The 14,188-nt window shown below is 63.8% G+C and carries 15 protein-coding genes and 1 tRNA gene; 10 read left to right on the top strand and 6 right to left on the bottom strand.

What is annotated here, in order from left to right; translation table 11 throughout:
* The first annotated feature begins 83 nt into the window (after positions 1–83).
* The 4 genes from I6F28_RS27295 (at position 84) to I6F28_RS27280 (ending at position 2,399) form a co-directional block, all read left to right on the top strand.
* Complete coding sequence (locus I6F28_RS27295; protein WP_128266570.1) at positions 84–422, top strand: hypothetical protein; 339 nt, start codon at positions 84–86, stop codon at positions 420–422.
* Between the two features lie 136 nt (positions 423–558).
* The gene (locus I6F28_RS27290) at positions 559–1,062 is read left to right on the top strand and encodes a hypothetical protein (RefSeq protein WP_109145964.1); all 504 of its coding nucleotides are present in this window, start codon (positions 559–561) and stop codon (positions 1,060–1,062) included.
* A 55-nt stretch (positions 1,063–1,117) separates the two neighbouring features.
* Entirely contained in the window at positions 1,118–1,600 is a 483-nt protein-coding gene (greA, locus tag I6F28_RS27285; protein WP_036009784.1) for a transcription elongation factor GreA, read from the top strand.
* Positions 1,601–1,724: 124 nt separating this feature from the next.
* Positions 1,725–2,399, top strand: a complete 675-nt coding sequence (locus I6F28_RS27280; RefSeq protein ID WP_225142088.1) for an SNARE-associated domain-containing protein — start codon at positions 1,725–1,727, stop codon at positions 2,397–2,399.
* Between the two features lie 48 nt (positions 2,400–2,447).
* On the opposite strand, the gene I6F28_RS27275 is transcribed toward I6F28_RS27280, so the two are convergent.
* Positions 2,448–3,221, bottom strand: a complete 774-nt coding sequence (locus I6F28_RS27275; protein ID WP_225142087.1) for an SDR family NAD(P)-dependent oxidoreductase — start codon at positions 3,219–3,221, stop codon at positions 2,448–2,450.
* A gap of 287 nt (positions 3,222–3,508) precedes the next feature.
* Between I6F28_RS27275 and I6F28_RS27270 the strand changes: the two genes are divergently transcribed.
* The 4 genes from I6F28_RS27270 (at position 3,509) to I6F28_RS27255 (ending at position 8,515) form a co-directional block, all read left to right on the top strand.
* Entirely contained in the window at positions 3,509–6,541 is a 3,033-nt protein-coding gene (locus I6F28_RS27270) for a GAF domain-containing protein (protein WP_225142086.1), read from the top strand.
* A gap of 14 nt (positions 6,542–6,555) precedes the next feature.
* Positions 6,556–6,945, top strand: a complete 390-nt coding sequence (locus I6F28_RS27265; RefSeq protein ID WP_036009791.1) for a response regulator — start codon at positions 6,556–6,558, stop codon at positions 6,943–6,945.
* A 118-nt stretch (positions 6,946–7,063) separates the two neighbouring features.
* On the top strand, positions 7,064–7,903 hold the full coding sequence (locus I6F28_RS27260; RefSeq protein ID WP_225126679.1) for a universal stress protein: 840 nt from the start codon (positions 7,064–7,066) through the stop codon (positions 7,901–7,903).
* A gap of 69 nt (positions 7,904–7,972) precedes the next feature.
* Positions 7,973–8,515, top strand: a complete 543-nt coding sequence (locus tag I6F28_RS27255) for a 2'-5' RNA ligase family protein (RefSeq protein WP_225126678.1) — start codon at positions 7,973–7,975, stop codon at positions 8,513–8,515.
* 28 nt (positions 8,516–8,543) lie between these two features.
* Here I6F28_RS27255 and I6F28_RS27250 read toward each other — a convergent pair whose 3' ends face one another.
* From I6F28_RS27250 to I6F28_RS27235, 4 genes are all read right to left on the bottom strand, one after another.
* On the bottom strand, positions 8,544–8,975 hold the full coding sequence (locus I6F28_RS27250; RefSeq protein WP_225126677.1) for a hypothetical protein: 432 nt from the start codon (positions 8,973–8,975) through the stop codon (positions 8,544–8,546).
* Between the two features lie 297 nt (positions 8,976–9,272).
* A tRNA-Val gene (locus I6F28_RS27245) sits at positions 9,273–9,347 on the bottom strand.
* 159 nt (positions 9,348–9,506) lie between these two features.
* Positions 9,507–10,820 carry a coiled-coil domain-containing protein gene (locus I6F28_RS27240; protein ID WP_225126676.1) on the bottom strand — a complete coding sequence of 438 codons (1,314 nt, stop codon included), beginning with the start codon at positions 10,818–10,820 and terminating at the stop codon, positions 9,507–9,509.
* 120 nt (positions 10,821–10,940) lie between these two features.
* Positions 10,941–11,546 (bottom strand): DUF1134 domain-containing protein, encoded by a 606-nt coding sequence (locus I6F28_RS27235; RefSeq protein ID WP_036009799.1) that lies wholly within the window; start codon positions 11,544–11,546, stop codon positions 10,941–10,943.
* Between the two features lie 139 nt (positions 11,547–11,685).
* Here I6F28_RS27235 and I6F28_RS27230 point away from each other — a divergent pair, with 139 nt between their 5' ends.
* Positions 11,686–12,171, top strand: coding sequence for a YHS domain-containing (seleno)protein (locus I6F28_RS27230; protein WP_036009801.1), 486 nt, complete (start codon positions 11,686–11,688; stop codon positions 12,169–12,171).
* 10 nt (positions 12,172–12,181) lie between these two features.
* Here the strand turns inward: I6F28_RS27230 and I6F28_RS27225 are convergent, their stop codons facing one another.
* Entirely contained in the window at positions 12,182–13,012 is an 831-nt protein-coding gene (locus I6F28_RS27225) for a 3'(2'),5'-bisphosphate nucleotidase CysQ family protein (RefSeq protein WP_225142085.1), read from the bottom strand.
* A gap of 199 nt (positions 13,013–13,211) precedes the next feature.
* On the opposite strand from I6F28_RS27225, the gene chpT reads away from it, so the two are divergent.
* On the top strand, positions 13,212–13,865 hold the full coding sequence (gene chpT / locus I6F28_RS27220) for a histidine phosphotransferase ChpT (protein ID WP_036009803.1): 654 nt from the start codon (positions 13,212–13,214) through the stop codon (positions 13,863–13,865).
* Positions 13,866–14,188: the final 323 nt, after the last annotated feature.

Genomic DNA, 14,188 nt, shown 5'->3' with positions numbered 1-14,188 from the left:
CGGGCCTATCGTGGGCGGACTTGCACGCGTCGATGCCGGAGGCCTACGCTGGCTCATTCGGATCAGGTACTTTGGAGGTTCTGATGCAGAAATCATATTTGCTGGCTGCGACGGCAGCGCTGATGCTCATGATGCAATCGCCGCTCGCGCTGGCGCAGGGCGCGCCGGCCGCGGGCGGAACCGCTGCGCCTGCCGCGACAAGCACTGCGCCGGCTGCGACGACCACAGCGCCAAGCGCGACCACCGACACGTCCAGCCAGCCCACTGACGGCAAGAAGAGCGCGTCGAAGAAGCCGGCGAAGAAGAAGATGACCCGCCAGCAGGAGATCGATCATTCGGTCGACACCGGCACCGTGCCGGCGCGCTATCGCAGCTCGGTGCCCAAGCGGTACCACCAATACATTCCGTTCGCTAAGCAGTAACGGATCGCACCGTGGCGCGACGTGATCGAACGTGGTGCCGCCGATCATTCGGCGGCGTCCGGCCCTCCATTGCGCCACATCGCCGGTGGCGGTCTGCGCGAGCGGTGCTAGAGTAGGCCGAAGCCCGGGGGGAATGATGAGCGATGAGGTGAAGGATGCCGGCCTTGTGGCCATGATCAGCAGCATCCTGGGAGGCAACAAGCGCGCAGACCCTGTTGCACCGCCTCCGCTCGCCGAGGTCCCGCCGATCGTGCCGGCGGATCCCGTAGAGCCGGCCGCGACGTCCAGGTCCGAGTCCAAGCCCGAGTTCAGGTCCGATGCGGCCGAAGCCGAGAGCGCGCCCGATGCCGCAGCGGCGGCCGCCGAGCCGGCCGAGCCGCCCGCGCAAATCGCAACCACGCGGGACGGCAAGCGGCTGCTGCCGGCGGAGGCGATCGCCGATCTCGTGCTCGGCGAGCTGCGCAAGCTGGACAACTTCCCGAGTTCCGGCGTCTCGGTCACGGTCTATGGTTACCGGCACTGGAACGCGATGCTCACTTTCGCGCCGTTCTCCACCAGTTTCCAGAACGCAACCCGGTTCCGCCAGGCCGTGCCGGACCTCGTCTTCAAGCTCCGCCGTTTCGTCGAACTTGAGATATAATCTCGGTCGTCGGCGCCATGGCGTCGCAAGCGAAACAGTTCGACAGGATCTTCAATTGAGCGTCGCCTTCACCAAGGAAGAGAGCGCCGAAACCGCGTCCGAGACGCTGTTGCCGGACCGCCCGATCTCGCCGCATCCGAACCTCGTGACGGAAGCAGGCTTCAACGCATTGCAGGCGCAGCTCGCCGAAGCGCGGGCGGCCTATGAAGCCGCGCAAGCCATCGAGGACGTCAACGAGAAGCGACGGCAGTCCGCCGTGCCCCTGCGCGATCTCCGCTATCTCACGGAACGCTTGCGTACGGCGCAGGTGATGCCCGATCCTGTCGCGACCGAAATCGTTGCGTTCGGCAGCACCGTGAGCTTCAGCCGCGCTGACGGCCGCGTCCAGACCTACCGCATCGTCGGCGAGGACGAAGCCGATCCCAAGGCCGGCTCGATCTCGTTCGTCGCGCCCGTCGCGAGGTCGCTGATGGGCAAGGCGGTCGGCGACGTCGTCGGTTCAGGTGCGCAGGAGATCGAGATCCTGTCGATTGCGTAGGGGTGCGCAAGCCGAGGTGAGTTGCGTGGCAAAGAGCGCCATCGACAGCCTCAATCCCATTCGCCTAAAGCAGATCCGGAACAGCGCGAGGCCGTCGTCTCCGCCAAACGAAGTTGATGATTGGATGAGACGGTTTTTGTCTGGAGCCTTGCCGTTCTATGCGCTGGCGGGCCTCGCCATGTGCATGTACCTCGTTCTCTACAGGACGAGCCTGTTCGACCTGAACGCCATCGTCCATGGCGCGGCCGGGTCGGCATGGTTTCTAGCCTTCATGTTCGCCTGCGTGCTGGTGGAAGCGGTCTTCCCGTATTTCGGCTATTTTCCCGGCACCGCCCTCATCCTGATGTCCGTGGCGCTCAGTCCGAAGGCCGTGGACGGCTCCGTCTTCCTCGCGGCGTGGCTCGCCATCATCCTGGGCGCCGTTCTCAGCTATGGACAAGCGCGTTTCTTCAGGCCGTTTCTGCAGCGGGTGGCCTCGAAGGCGGCCTTGCGCCGATGCGAGTCCCTGTTCGACGCCTATGGCCGCTATGCGCGCATTGCCTTGTTCGTTCATCCCAACGCCTGTTCGATGTATTTCACGGCCCTCGGACTGCTCGGCCGCAGCCTGACGCGCGAGCTCGCTTATCTCTGCGTGGGTGCCGCGGCCGCAGTGGGCATTCTGTTCGTCATCGTATCCCGGCTGGTGTCGTCCATCGGCCCCACCGACAACGGCGAATTGCAGGTGCTGCTGGCAGCCGCGCTGGTCGCCATGGGGACACTGATCGGTCTCTACACGGCCTGGCGGCCGAAGGCCGCCTGAAGCCTGCTTCGTCATTGCGAGTCTGCAATGACAACGAATCGTTGTGCGTCACTCCTCCGGCAGCTCGACGCCCGTCAGCTCGGTCAATTTGCCGATGAGCCGGTCCTGAAACCTCGGATCGGTCGCCTCACGGGCCGGCGCTTGCTGCTCGAGGCGATGCCAGTAGCGCCCGCTCACGAGGGCCGCGGGATCCTCGCTGACTGCCAGCCAGGTCTGGGTCCGTTGCCCGGTGTCTATATCGACCGGGGCGCCCGCGCCGCCCATCTTCGTGCGCACCCAACCGGGATCGACGGCGTTGCAGAGGACGTCGGGCCACCGCCGCGCCAGCGCGTAGGCGAGCGCGACGACGTGCAGCTTGCTCTCGGCATAGGCCGTGGCGGCGTTCCAGGCCCGCTTGGTCCAATCGAGGTCGTCGAGCGAGCCCTCTCCGCCGCGGTGCAATCCGCTGCTGAGATAAATCAATCGAGCGGGCCGCGCGATCAGAGCCGTCAGCATGAACGGCGCAAGCGTGTTGATGGCCAGCGTCTCGGCATGGCCTTCCGGCGTCGCGCCGCGGCTCGGCCGCGTGTAGACGCCGGCATTGTGAATGACCGCATCCATGCGCCCGATCGCGTTGATCTGGTCCGCGATGCTCCGCGTCTCCCCCGCGCTCCTGAGATCGCCGATCACCAATCCCTTCGCACGCGAAGTGAGGCCGCCGAGAGCCGCGGCACGATCGGCTGAACGCGCGTGCAGCACCACGCGGTGCCCCTGATCGAGCAGCGATTGGGCCGCCGCCCGGCCGAGGCCATCGGTGCTGCCGGTGATGAATATGGTCGCCATGGGGCTCTCCTAGGTGTTTCGGGACGCAATCTACGGCGCTCGCGGCACGTGGGTCCCGCGATCCCCCTGGCGCCAGCACCAGGCGGACCCGAGGTAATCGGCCTCCAGCGGCATTGTGTGAAACTTGCCGCTTCGGTCGATCACGAGGACGAATTGACGCGTAGTCGATCGAAAATCAACTCACGGTATGTCTGGTCGGAAGCACCTGATGGTGAAATAATTCCCGGCGCTTTCTTGATTAAATTTTGACGTCGGCCGCGAACCGGCTGCCGACACGGATTTTCATCATGGCCGCGCTTCCTCAGGGCGTTGTGGCGGAATTGCAGCAGGAGAACGCGCGGCTCCTGGCCGAGTTGCGCGCCGCACAAGATCGCGAGACCGCCACCGCGGACATTCTCAAGATCATTGCCAGCTCGCCATCGGAGGTGAAGCCGGTATTCGATGCAATCGCGAGGCGCGCAAATGCCTTGCTTGGCGGCTTTTCGACGACCGTATTCCGCTTCATCGACGGCAATGCCCACTTGGCGGCGTTCACGCCGACGAATTCTGCCGCCGATGAAGCTTTGAAGAAGATGTTTCCGCGTCCGATCACCGATTTCGAGAGTTTTGCGAGGACACAGGCGGGCAAGGTGGTGCCGACCCCCGATACGGAAGCGTTGACGAACGAGATCAAATTCATCGCGCGCGCCCGCGGCTTTCGCAGCATGTTGTTCGTTCCGCTCGCGACTGGCGGCGTGGTGATCGGCATGATCAGCGTCACGCGGGCAGAGCCGGGGGCCTTCGCTCCGCATCACGTGCAGCTTCTGCAGACCTTCGCCGACCAGGCCGTCATCGCCATAGAGAACGTGCGGCTGTTCGACGAGGTGCAGGCGCGTACCGACGACTTGCGGGAATCGCTGCAGCAGCAGACCGCGACCGCCGATGTGTTGAAAGTCATCAGTCGCTCCGCGTTCGATTTGCAAACGGTTCTCGACACGCTGACGGAATCGGCGGCGTCGCTGTGTGGGGCCGACATGGCGGCAATCCTCCGGCAGGACGCCGATGGCTCCTTCTATCACGCAACTCGGTACAATTTCTCGCCGGAGTGGGCCAAGGTCTCGGCGGGCGTTCGGCTCAATGCTGGACGCGGTAGCCTCGTTGGGCGCGTCCTGCTGTGCGGCAAGGCTGTTCAGATTCCGGATGTCCTGGTCGATCCCGACTATGCCTATCCCGAGCAACAGAGGGCCGGCGGTTACCGCACCCTTCTGGGCGTACCCCTGCTGCGGTCCGGAGAAGTGATCGGCGTGCTATTCCTAGGCCGCAAGACCGCGAACTCGTTCACGGACAAGCAGATCGACCTGGTCTCCACTTTCGCTGATCAGGCCGTGATCGCGATTGAGAATGTGCGGCTGTTCGATGAGGTACAGGCGAAGACGCGCGATCTCGCCGAATCGCTCCAGCAGCAAACTGCGACCGCCGACGTGCTGAAGGTGATCAGCCGCTCGACCTTCGACCTGCAAACCGTGCTCGACACGCTGGTCGATTCGGCGGCACGGCTGTGCGAGGCGGAGATGGCCTTCATCATGCGCCGCGAGGGCGATGAATATCAGGCCGGAGCAGCGGTCGGGTTTTCCGAGGACTACATTGCCTTTCTGCGGGCTCATCCGATCGCTCCCGGCCGGGGCACGGTCACGGGTCGAGCCGTCCTCGAACGCCGTCCGGTGCAAATCCTCGACGTCGCTGCCGATCCCGAATACGGCCTGGAGGCGTCGATCACGATCGCTGGTCAGCGCACGGCGCTCGGTGTTCCCCTTCTCCGCGAAAATGAGCCGATCGGCGCGATCGTGGTCGCCCGCAAGCGCGTGCAGCCCTTCACCGAAAAGCAGATCGAACTCGTCGCCACCTTTGCCGACCAGGCGGTGATCGCCATTGGCAATGTGCGTCTGTTCGAGCAATTGAATGAATCGCTGGCGCGGCAGACGGCAACGTCGGAGGTGCTGGAGATCATAAGCGCTTCATCGGGCGCGCTCGCTCCGGTCTTCCACAAGATGCTGGAGAATGCGACGCGAATTTGCGGCGCCGGCTTTGGCACCATGAATCTGTACGAGGAGGGCGGCTTTCGCACGGTCGCATTGCACAACGCGCCGCAAGCTTATGTCGATACCCGGCTCTACCAGAACATTCGCCCACATCCCGCGAGCGGGCTCGGCACCGTCGAGAAGAGTCATCAGACCGTTCATATCGACGACATCAGGACGCAGCCGCCCTATATCGAAGGCAACCCCAATGTTCGCGCGCTCGCTGACCTTGCCGGCGCAAGGACCCTCGTCATCGTTCCCATGCTCAAGGAAGATGAGCTGATTGGCACGATCACGATCTTCCGTCAGGAAGTGAAACCCTTCACAGACAAGCAGATCGAGCTCGTGTCCAACTTCGCACACCAGGGCGTGATCGCGATCGAGAATGCACGCCTGCTGAATGAACTGCGCGAGCGCACCATGGAATTGTCGCAATCGCTCGAGGAATTGCGAAATACGCAGGATCGGCTGGTCCAGACCGAGAAGCTTGCCTCGCTCGGGCAACTCACCGCCGGCATTGCGCACGAGATCAAGAACCCGCTCAATTTCGTCAACAATTTTGCTGCGCTATCCTCCGAACTGACCGACGAGCTCGGCGACGCGCTGCGCTCAGCCGGCCTCGGCGAGGTGGAAAGGCAGGACATCGACGCGCTGATCCACATGCTGCAAGGTAACCTGGAAAAGATCGTGCAGCACGGAACGCGCGCCGATTCCATCGTCAAGAATATGCTTCTGCACTCCCGCGAGGGGTCCGGCGAACGCCGCGCGGCGGAGATCAACGCCATCCTCGAAGAAAGTCTCAACCTGGCCTATCACGGAGCCCGCGCTGAAAGAGCCGGCTTCAATATCACGCTTGAAAGAAAACTCGATCCGTCTGCGGGAGCCCTCGAGCTGTATCCGCAGGAAATCACGCGGGTGTTCCTCAATCTGGTTTCAAACGGTTTCTACGCGGCCAGCAAACAAAAGGAGGTCGTCGGTGACGGCTTCGAGCCAAGGCTGCGTGCGACGACCACAGACCTCGGCGGCGCCGTCGAAATTCGCATTCGCGACAATGGCACCGGCATCCCGGCCGACGTCAGAGAGAAGATATTCAATCCATTCTTCACGACCAAGCCGGCCGGCGAAGGAACTGGCCTTGGGCTTTCGATCTGCCACGACATCATCGTGAAGCAGCACGGCGGCAGCATCGAGGTCGATACCGAGCCGGGCGAATATACCGAGTTCATCATTACGCTGCCGCGTACGCGGGCGGCACCATTGTAGAGCGGAGGCAGAAATTGAGCGTCTATATCATGGTGGTCGACGACGAGCCCGATGTCGAGGCGCTGTTCCGCCAGCAGTTTCGGCGCGATCTGCGCGCCGGTCGTTTTCTGATGGAGTTTGTATCCTCGGCGCCCCTGGCATTGCAGCGCGCGGCCGAGATAGCGGATGCCACCCTGATTCTGATCCTGTCCGACATCAACATGCCCGGAATGAGCGGACTGGAGATGCTGCCTATCGTGCGCTCGGCCCGCCCCGATGTACCGGTTATCATGATCACGGCCTACGGTGATGCCGAGACCAAGCGCAAGGCGCTGGAGAAGGGCGCCGCCGACCTGTTGACCAAGCCAATCGACTTCGCCGCGCTGCGCCAGGAGATCGATGCGAGGCTTGAGCAGGCCGCATGATTGCAACCGTTGCCGGTGGCAAACGAGAGCGGCTCGCAAAGTGAAGCTGTTGCAGACGCCGCCCCAATTGAGAGCATGCATCCACCGTCAATCTTCGTCAGAAAATCGGAGATTCGAAATGAAGACGCTCCTGGTCCCGCTTCAGAATATTCCGATGATGACAGCTACGCTCGCTGTGGCCGTAGGCCTAGCGCGTCGCACCGGCGCCTATATCGAAGGCTTTCCACTCCGGTTCGGCATCCCTCAATATGCGGCCGCCGAATTGGCCACCGGCATTCTCCTGGACACGTATCAAGTGAAGAGCGAAGCCGAACTGAACGACATGCGGAACTTTTTCGAAGCATTCATGCTGAAGCATGATGTTCCCCGCGCCACCGCAGGGTCGAACCCGCCTTGCTTCGGCTGGCTGGAGACCGCGCCTGAGGGCGAAGACTTTGTCGGAAGTTATGGGCGCGCTTTCGATCTGATCGTGATGGCGCGGTCTGACATTGATGCGGTGGGCCCTCACCGCCGCGCGATTGAGTCCGCGCTGTTTGAGAGCGGCAGGCCCGTTCTACTGGCGCCGTCGAATGGACCAAGAAGCGTCGCAACGAACATTATGATCCACTGGAACGGGAGTACCGAGCAAGCTCGGGCAAACGCATTTGCCATGCCGTTGCTTCGTCTGGCCGAAAGGGTATCGGTCCTAACCGTTGTCGGCGGCCAAGCGGTGCCAGGACCGTCTGCCGGTCAGATCGCTCGGCAACTCCAATACAATGGCATTGCGGCCAGCTTGATCAGCGTTGAGCTGGACGGGCGCGAAACTGGTGAGGCGGTCCTCGATGCCGCCAGGGCACACGGTTGCGATCTATTGATCAAAGGAGCCTTCACCCGCACGCGGCTACGGCAGATGATATTCGGTGGAGCGACCAGCTATATCATGGAGCACGCGGATATCTCCGTCCTTATGGCTCACTAGCGCGCAAAAGGCCTGGTTTTATCGCCATTGGTGAGGCAAAAATCCATTGCTTTACAGAGCGACCGGCGCATGGCTTTGGCTATCAACATTCGGTCCGACCATTCCTCCGCAGAGCGCATCGAAGCCTTGTGGGATGAAGTTGCCGCGTTTGAGAGCCAGCCTTCGATGAGGGGGCTCGGTTATCGGCCGCATTTCACATTCGCCATTTATGATGCGCCCGAGATTACCGCGAAGACCGCGTGGGAGACCATGCTCCGCGCAGTTGGAGGCGAAGGGCCATTGCAGGTCGCGTTCAGGCGAATTTGTTGGTTCGCAGGTCCGCCGCTCGTGCTCTGGGCGGAGCCGGAGTTCGATGAAACGCTCGTCCGGTGGCACGCTTCCATCAGCGCTGCAATCGATCCAGCCTTGTGTCGGCTGCATTATCGGCCGGAAAACTGGCGACCTCATTGCACGCTCGGCACACAAATCGCCGACGCAAAGCGCGATGACGCGATCGCTTTCGCGCAGTCATTCAGCGGCAGCATCAGCGTGCTGTTCGACGTCGTGGATTGCGTTTCTTTTCCGCCAGTGCGCGTGGTTGCGGAGCAGAGATTGCCGGTTCGGGCTCCATGAAGTGGTGATCATTCGTCGAGCCCGCAGATCATTTGTAATCGATCCGGATCGAGCCGACCTTCTCATCGTGCCGGATGAAGCCTCCCTCGACCCCTGGCATCATCGCAATTTCGACGACGTTGCTCCCGCGCCAGCTGGGTAGTATCTCCGCGTGACCGGCGAAGCCAAGGAATGCGTGGTTGCGATCAGGTGAAAAGGTCCGGTCCATCGGTGCGATGCTCGCATATGTGGAATCCGGAACCGTTGCGTTGCATTCCTGCCTGAAGACGAACACGGCCTTGGTGCCGTCGGGCGACCACGTCGAGCTCAGGACCACGTTGCGGCAGCTGGCAAATCCTTCGAGTGCGAACCAGATGAGACCAACCATGGCCGCGATTCCGATGCCGGCCACAGCAAGCACCGCGATCGCGATTCGTACCCAGAGTTTCGAAGGAGGGCGAGGGAGCGTCATCCAGCTCATCCATGAATCTCTAAGCCGGCGATGCCGTGCGGGCCCTCAGGCGCAGCATGCTCATCAAGCGTGCGCCCCTCCCGATGATGCCATCATGCCCCTGTTTTGCCCGACGGAGCAAGGAAAATTCGGAAAAGTCGCAACCCTTTGATCCGACTGAGGTCGGCTACTGTGCATGGGGTTGTTTTCGAATTTTTGACAGAGCGGAAGCAAGACCCCCGGTCCGTCTACGCTCTTTGAGCTACGCCGGACACGCTTCGCTGCCATTGGGGGTGGCTGCGCCACGCGAAGCCTTTTGGCGAAGCGTGGTGGGCGCACAAGGGATCGAACCTTGGACCTCTCCCGTGTGAAGGGAACGCTCTCCCGCTGAGCTATGCGCCCGGGACCATCATGCAGGCGGCCGCAACCTTGGGCCGGCCGGCACATCGGAGCCCGCGATTTAGAAGTGCCGGCCCAAGGTGTCAAGTTTTCAAGCCGTCGCCGGGGCGGAAAACCTTCGTCAGGTCGCGCCTTCCGCAGGGGAAGCCGGATTTTGGCCGGTTACGCGCCCTGCTGGCGGGCGCGGGAGGCGTGGGCCTGGAGCGCGCGGATGCGCTCGGCCAGCGTTCCACCGCCTTCGGGCAGGCGGGGCGCAGAACCGCTGCTGGTCGCGGCGCCGCCCGTCGCGGCGTCGTTGGCCGGGCGCGGCGCCGGCTTCGGCGGCTGGCCGGCCTCGGCCGCGAGCAGCGCCTCGATCGGCGAGTTCGGGCCTTCGAGCTGCATCGCGAGTTTTGCCACCTCGGCCGCGATGTCGTTGATGCGCTCGCGCAGAAGCGCGTTCTCCATGCGCTCGGTCGCCCAGGAACTCTCGGCCTGCTGCTGAATCGCGTTGATGTCGCGCTGGAGTTTCGCGCGTTCGTCGCGTGCGCTGCGCAGCTGCTCCTCCAGCGCGGCCTTTTCCGCGCGCAGCTGCTCCATCGCAGCCGACGACTTGCCGCCGCTGAGGCCCGCGATCTCGACGCGCAGCTCCTTGATGGTGCGCTCGTTGGCCTCGTTGGCCTGGCGCAGCTGGTTGTTCTCGTAGTCGCGCTCGGCGAGCAGCTTGCCCTGCGTGGCAAGGCGTCCTTCGAGATCGGCGACGCGGCTCGACAGCATCTCGGCCTCCTTGACCTGCACGATGAGCTGGCGGTCGAGCTCGGTGACGCGCTGGCTCAGATTCTCGACGCGGCCGCGCGCCTCGCCGAGCTCGCGCGAGGCGGTCTCGGATTCGGTGCGCTCCTGTGCGAGGCGCGCTTGCGTCGCGGCAAATTCCTTCTCGGCATCGCCGACCCGGTGCTTCAATTCCTCGATCTGCGCGCGCACTGCGACCAGCTCGACCTGGCGGCTCTCCGCCATCATCGAGCGGTCGGACAGTTCGGAGTTGATCTTGGCGAGCTCGGCCTGCTTGTCCGTCAACGCGATCTCGGCTTCGCGCAAGGACGCCGTCTTGGCGGCGAATTCCTCCTCGGTGGCGCGGAGCTGCTCTTTCACCGCCTTCTCGCGCGCCTCCAGCGCGAAGATGGTGGCGTTCTTCTCGCCGAGCTCGATCTTCATGCGGTTGATGGCGTCGCTCTTCTTGCCGAGCTCGGCGAGCTGGCTCGTGGTCTTGTTCTTGAGCTGCTCGACGCTCATCTCGAGCCGCCGCGCGGACATCGCGAATTCGGCGCGGAGCTGGTCCTTGTCGGCCTGGATCTCGGCCATCGATAGCGGGGTGGCGGCCTCGAGCCGGCGCGTGGTCAGGCGCACCGCGCGGTTATGCACCAGCGGCACGATCGCAAGCCCGCACAGCATCGAGAGCAGGAAACCGATCGCCAGGTACATGATCGGTTCGACCATGGGCCAGAACTCCCAAGCTTAAGGAAAAATTCACCAACGACAATGCCATGGCGGGCCGGCAGAAAGCCAGCCCCGCTCTGTCGTTAACCTTGATCGGTGGGCAGTGGGGAGGACGTGGGCCTAGAACGGGTTCCAGGTCGCCCGCGGGGTGTATTTGAGATAGCCGATATTGGCGCCGAGGCGCAGGCCGAGCCCGGAGCGGATCGGCACCAGCACGATGTTGTTGGAGGTCAGCGCGGTCATGCCGAAGCCGCCGATGATGTAGGCCGAGCCGTCGATGCCGGCGAAGCGCTGGTAGATCGCGTTGGTGGCCGGCAGGTTGTAGACCAGCGTCATGGTGCGGGCGCCGTCGCCGCCCCAGTCGAAGCCGAGCGAGGGGCCCTGCCAATAGACGCGCAAATCGCCGGCGTTCTTGGTGTAGAGCGTGCCCTCGCCATAGCGCAGGCCGGCGACGAAGGCGCCGGAGCCTTCCTCACCCAGGATGTAGCCGTTCGGCAGGCCCCATTGGCTGACCGCCTTCTCGATGATCGAGGCGAGCCCGCGCGAGACGTTGCCGAAGAAGCGATGGCCGGCGGTGACGAGCTCGTCCGGCCCATAGGTATTGGGCGTCGGGGTCCGCTGCGGCGGCGGCAGGTCAGGCGGCGGCGCCTGCTGGGCGGAGGCCGGCACGATCCAGCCGATCATCGCGGCAAGCGCGAGCGCAGCAAGGCGTGATGCGAAAGTCATAAAAGAACCCCTGGTACCGAATCCGGTCGCTTCCTTAACCTCACGCCAACAGGCATGGCCCTAGGTTGCGCCGGATGTCCCCTCGACTCGGATGTTATCCGCAGCAACTATGACGGCACAACGGCAGGAAGATAGCCCTTTGCGCCCCGGAATTGCCTTGATCGCCCGCCGCCTCTGCCTGCTGGCGGGCATTTGGATCCTCGGTGCCGGCGGACCGACAGGGGCCGCCACCACCGAGCGGATCGTCGTCAACCGCTTCAGCGGCGTCGCCATCGAGGGCTTCGACCCCGTCGCTTATTTCGTCGCCGGCGCGGCCGTGCAGGGGACGGCGGAGTTCGAGGCGAACCTCTGGGGGGCCGTCTGGCGCTTCCGGAACGAGGGCAACCGCGCCTCTTTCCAGGCCCATCCCGAAATCTACGGACCGCAATTCGGCGGCTATGATCCGGTCGATATCGCCCGCGGCGTCACCGTCCCCGCCAATCCGCATTTCTTCGCGATCGTGGCGCAGCGGCTCTATTTGTTCAGCCGGGAAGACAATCGCGACGCCTTCGTCGCCGATCCCGAGCGCTTCCTCTATGAGGTGGGCAAGCGCTGGCCGGCCCTGCAGGAGAAGCTCGGGCAGTAACGAGCCCTGGTCAGTCGCAGCCTACCGCCTGCGGGTCGCCCCACGCGATGAATTCCGGGATGATGAAGCCGGTATCGCGGCGCTGGCCAAATCGGAGCTCGCCGCCCTTGCCGTCGGTCACCTTGCCGCCGGCCGCGGTCACGACCGCGCAGCCGGCTCCGACGTCCCATTCCGAGGTCGGCCCGAAACGGGGATAGATGTCGGCGCCGCCTTCCGCGATGCGGCCGAATTTCACGGCCGAGCCGCACGTCATCCTGACGGCATTGGGCCTGTCGGCGATGAACGCCTCGCTTCTGGCATCGCCGTGCGAACGGCTCACTGTGGCGATCCAAGGCTCCCCGCGCGCCGGCAGCTTGCGGGTGCGGATCGGCTCGGCGGCGGCGATCGTCGCGCCGTTGAACCTCACGCGCTCGGCGCCGCGGCTGACGATGCCGCGCCAGAGCAGGCCGAGTGCGGGTGCGGAGACGATGCCGAGCAGCGGCCCGCCGTCCGTCACCAAGGCGAGGTTGACGGTGAACTCGTCGCGGCCGGCGACGAACTCCTTGGTCCCGTCGAGCGGATCGATCAGGAAGAAGCTGCCCTGGAACGGCGGGGAGGCGAGCTGGGTCCGCTCCTCCGACAGCGTCGGAACGTCGCCCGCGAGCTGCGCGAGTCCGTCCGCGATGATGCGGTCGGCGGCAAGGTCGGCCTCGGTCACCGGCGAGCCATCCTGCTTGCCGTCGATCCGCATGGCCGCGCGGTTGACGGCGAGGATCGCCTCGCCCGCCTTCACCACCAGCGCAGTCAGCGGCTCCATCAGGCCGGCAGCGGCCGCTCCGTCAATGATCCGTTTCACCTGCATGCCTCATCTGTCGGCAATATCGTTCCTCGTCCACTGATTCGCCCCGATCGATTCGCTTGGGGCTTATGGCCGCCTCGAACCGATCGCAAGCTAGCTGCCGCGGGGTTGCGAATGTTAGAACCCGCAGCATCCGTCAAGCATGCGTGATTCGCGGCGTCCAGCGCCGTGCAATTCCAGGAACCCTCCAGGACCCCATTATATGTCTGACGCTTCGTCGCCCGCGACCACTGCCGCTCCCGATATGCTCGAACTCGCCGCGCTGCTTTGCTCGCGGGTCTGCCACGATCTCATCAGCCCCGTCGGCGCCATCGTCAACGGGCTCGAAGTGCTCGACGACGATCCCAAGCCCGAGGACCGCGAGTTCGCGCTCGACCTGATTCGCAAAAGCGCCAAGACGGCCTCCGCCCGGCTGCAGTTCTGCCGCCTTGCCTTCGGCGCGGCCGGCTCCTCCGGCGCGCAGATCGATCTCGGCGATGCCCACACCATGGCGAAGGGCCATATCGAGGACGGCAAGTGCTCGATCACCTGGAATCTGCCGCGGCTGCTGCTGCCGAAGAACCGCGTCAAGCTGCTGCTCAACATGCTGGTCGTCGCCCAGCACACGATCCCGCGCGGCGGCATGCTGACGGTCGATCCGGTCGGCGAGGGCGAGGTGATGAGCTTTCGCATCACCGCGACCGGACACAATGCACGCCTGCCGCAGAACATCTCCGAACTCCTGAGCGGCGAGCGCGGGCCGGCTGCCGATGCGCATGCGATCCAGCCTTATTATACGCGGCTGCTCGCGCAGGCCTGCGGGCTCACCGTGACGCTCAAGCCGGAAGGCGAAGCCATCATCGTTACCGCTTCGTAAACGCGAAGCGTCGTTTCCGACGCGTTAATGCAATCTTTACGAGGCGCTTCGGCTTGTCCGGAGCGCCTTATCTCTTTGTTGGTGCCGTTCTTTTGCACATACTCAACCAATATTAAACGCTTTGCGGTGAAGCTGGCCCCATTCCGAAATGGCGCATCACGCCTCGTGCGCGCCCTTCCTGTATGAAGGCCTGTTTTCATGGATGATCTGTTGCGGGAGTTTCTGACGGAGACCAGCGAGAGCCTGGACACCGTGGACAATCAGCTGGTGAAGTTCGAGCAGGAGCCGAACAACGCCAAGATCCTGGATAACATCTTCCGCCT

It is taken from the genome of Bradyrhizobium sp. NBAIM14 (assembly GCF_020193895.1).
Taxonomy (GTDB): Bacteria; Pseudomonadota; Alphaproteobacteria; order Rhizobiales; family Xanthobacteraceae; genus Bradyrhizobium; species Bradyrhizobium yuanmingense.
The sequence above is the reverse complement of the archived record's forward strand: the minus strand, read 5'-3'. Positions and strand labels throughout refer to the sequence as shown.

Excerpts from the sequence above, each read along its gene's own strand:
- I6F28_RS27295 (WP_128266570.1), top strand. The coding sequence starts at position 84 with ATGCAGAAATCATATTTGCTGGCTGCGACGGCAGCGCTGATGCTCATG.
- I6F28_RS27290 (WP_109145964.1), top strand. The coding sequence starts at position 559 with ATGAGCGATGAGGTGAAGGATGCCGGCCTTGTGGCCATGATCAGCAGC.
- I6F28_RS27280 (WP_225142088.1), top strand. The coding sequence starts at position 1,725 with ATGAGACGGTTTTTGTCTGGAGCCTTGCCGTTCTATGCGCTGGCGGGC.
- I6F28_RS27275 (WP_225142087.1), bottom strand. The coding sequence starts at position 3,221 with ATGGCGACCATATTCATCACCGGCAGCACCGATGGCCTCGGCCGGGCG.
- I6F28_RS27270 (WP_225142086.1), top strand. The coding sequence starts at position 3,509 with ATGGCCGCGCTTCCTCAGGGCGTTGTGGCGGAATTGCAGCAGGAGAAC.
- I6F28_RS27260 (WP_225126679.1), top strand. The coding sequence starts at position 7,064 with ATGAAGACGCTCCTGGTCCCGCTTCAGAATATTCCGATGATGACAGCT.
- I6F28_RS27255 (WP_225126678.1), top strand. The coding sequence starts at position 7,973 with ATGGCTTTGGCTATCAACATTCGGTCCGACCATTCCTCCGCAGAGCGC.
- I6F28_RS27250 (WP_225126677.1), bottom strand. The coding sequence starts at position 8,975 with ATGAGCTGGATGACGCTCCCTCGCCCTCCTTCGAAACTCTGGGTACGA.
- I6F28_RS27240 (WP_225126676.1), bottom strand. The coding sequence starts at position 10,820 with ATGGTCGAACCGATCATGTACCTGGCGATCGGTTTCCTGCTCTCGATG.
- I6F28_RS27235 (WP_036009799.1), bottom strand. The coding sequence starts at position 11,546 with ATGACTTTCGCATCACGCCTTGCTGCGCTCGCGCTTGCCGCGATGATC.
- I6F28_RS27225 (WP_225142085.1), bottom strand. The coding sequence starts at position 13,012 with ATGCAGGTGAAACGGATCATTGACGGAGCGGCCGCTGCCGGCCTGATG.
- chpT (WP_036009803.1), top strand. The coding sequence starts at position 13,212 with ATGTCTGACGCTTCGTCGCCCGCGACCACTGCCGCTCCCGATATGCTC.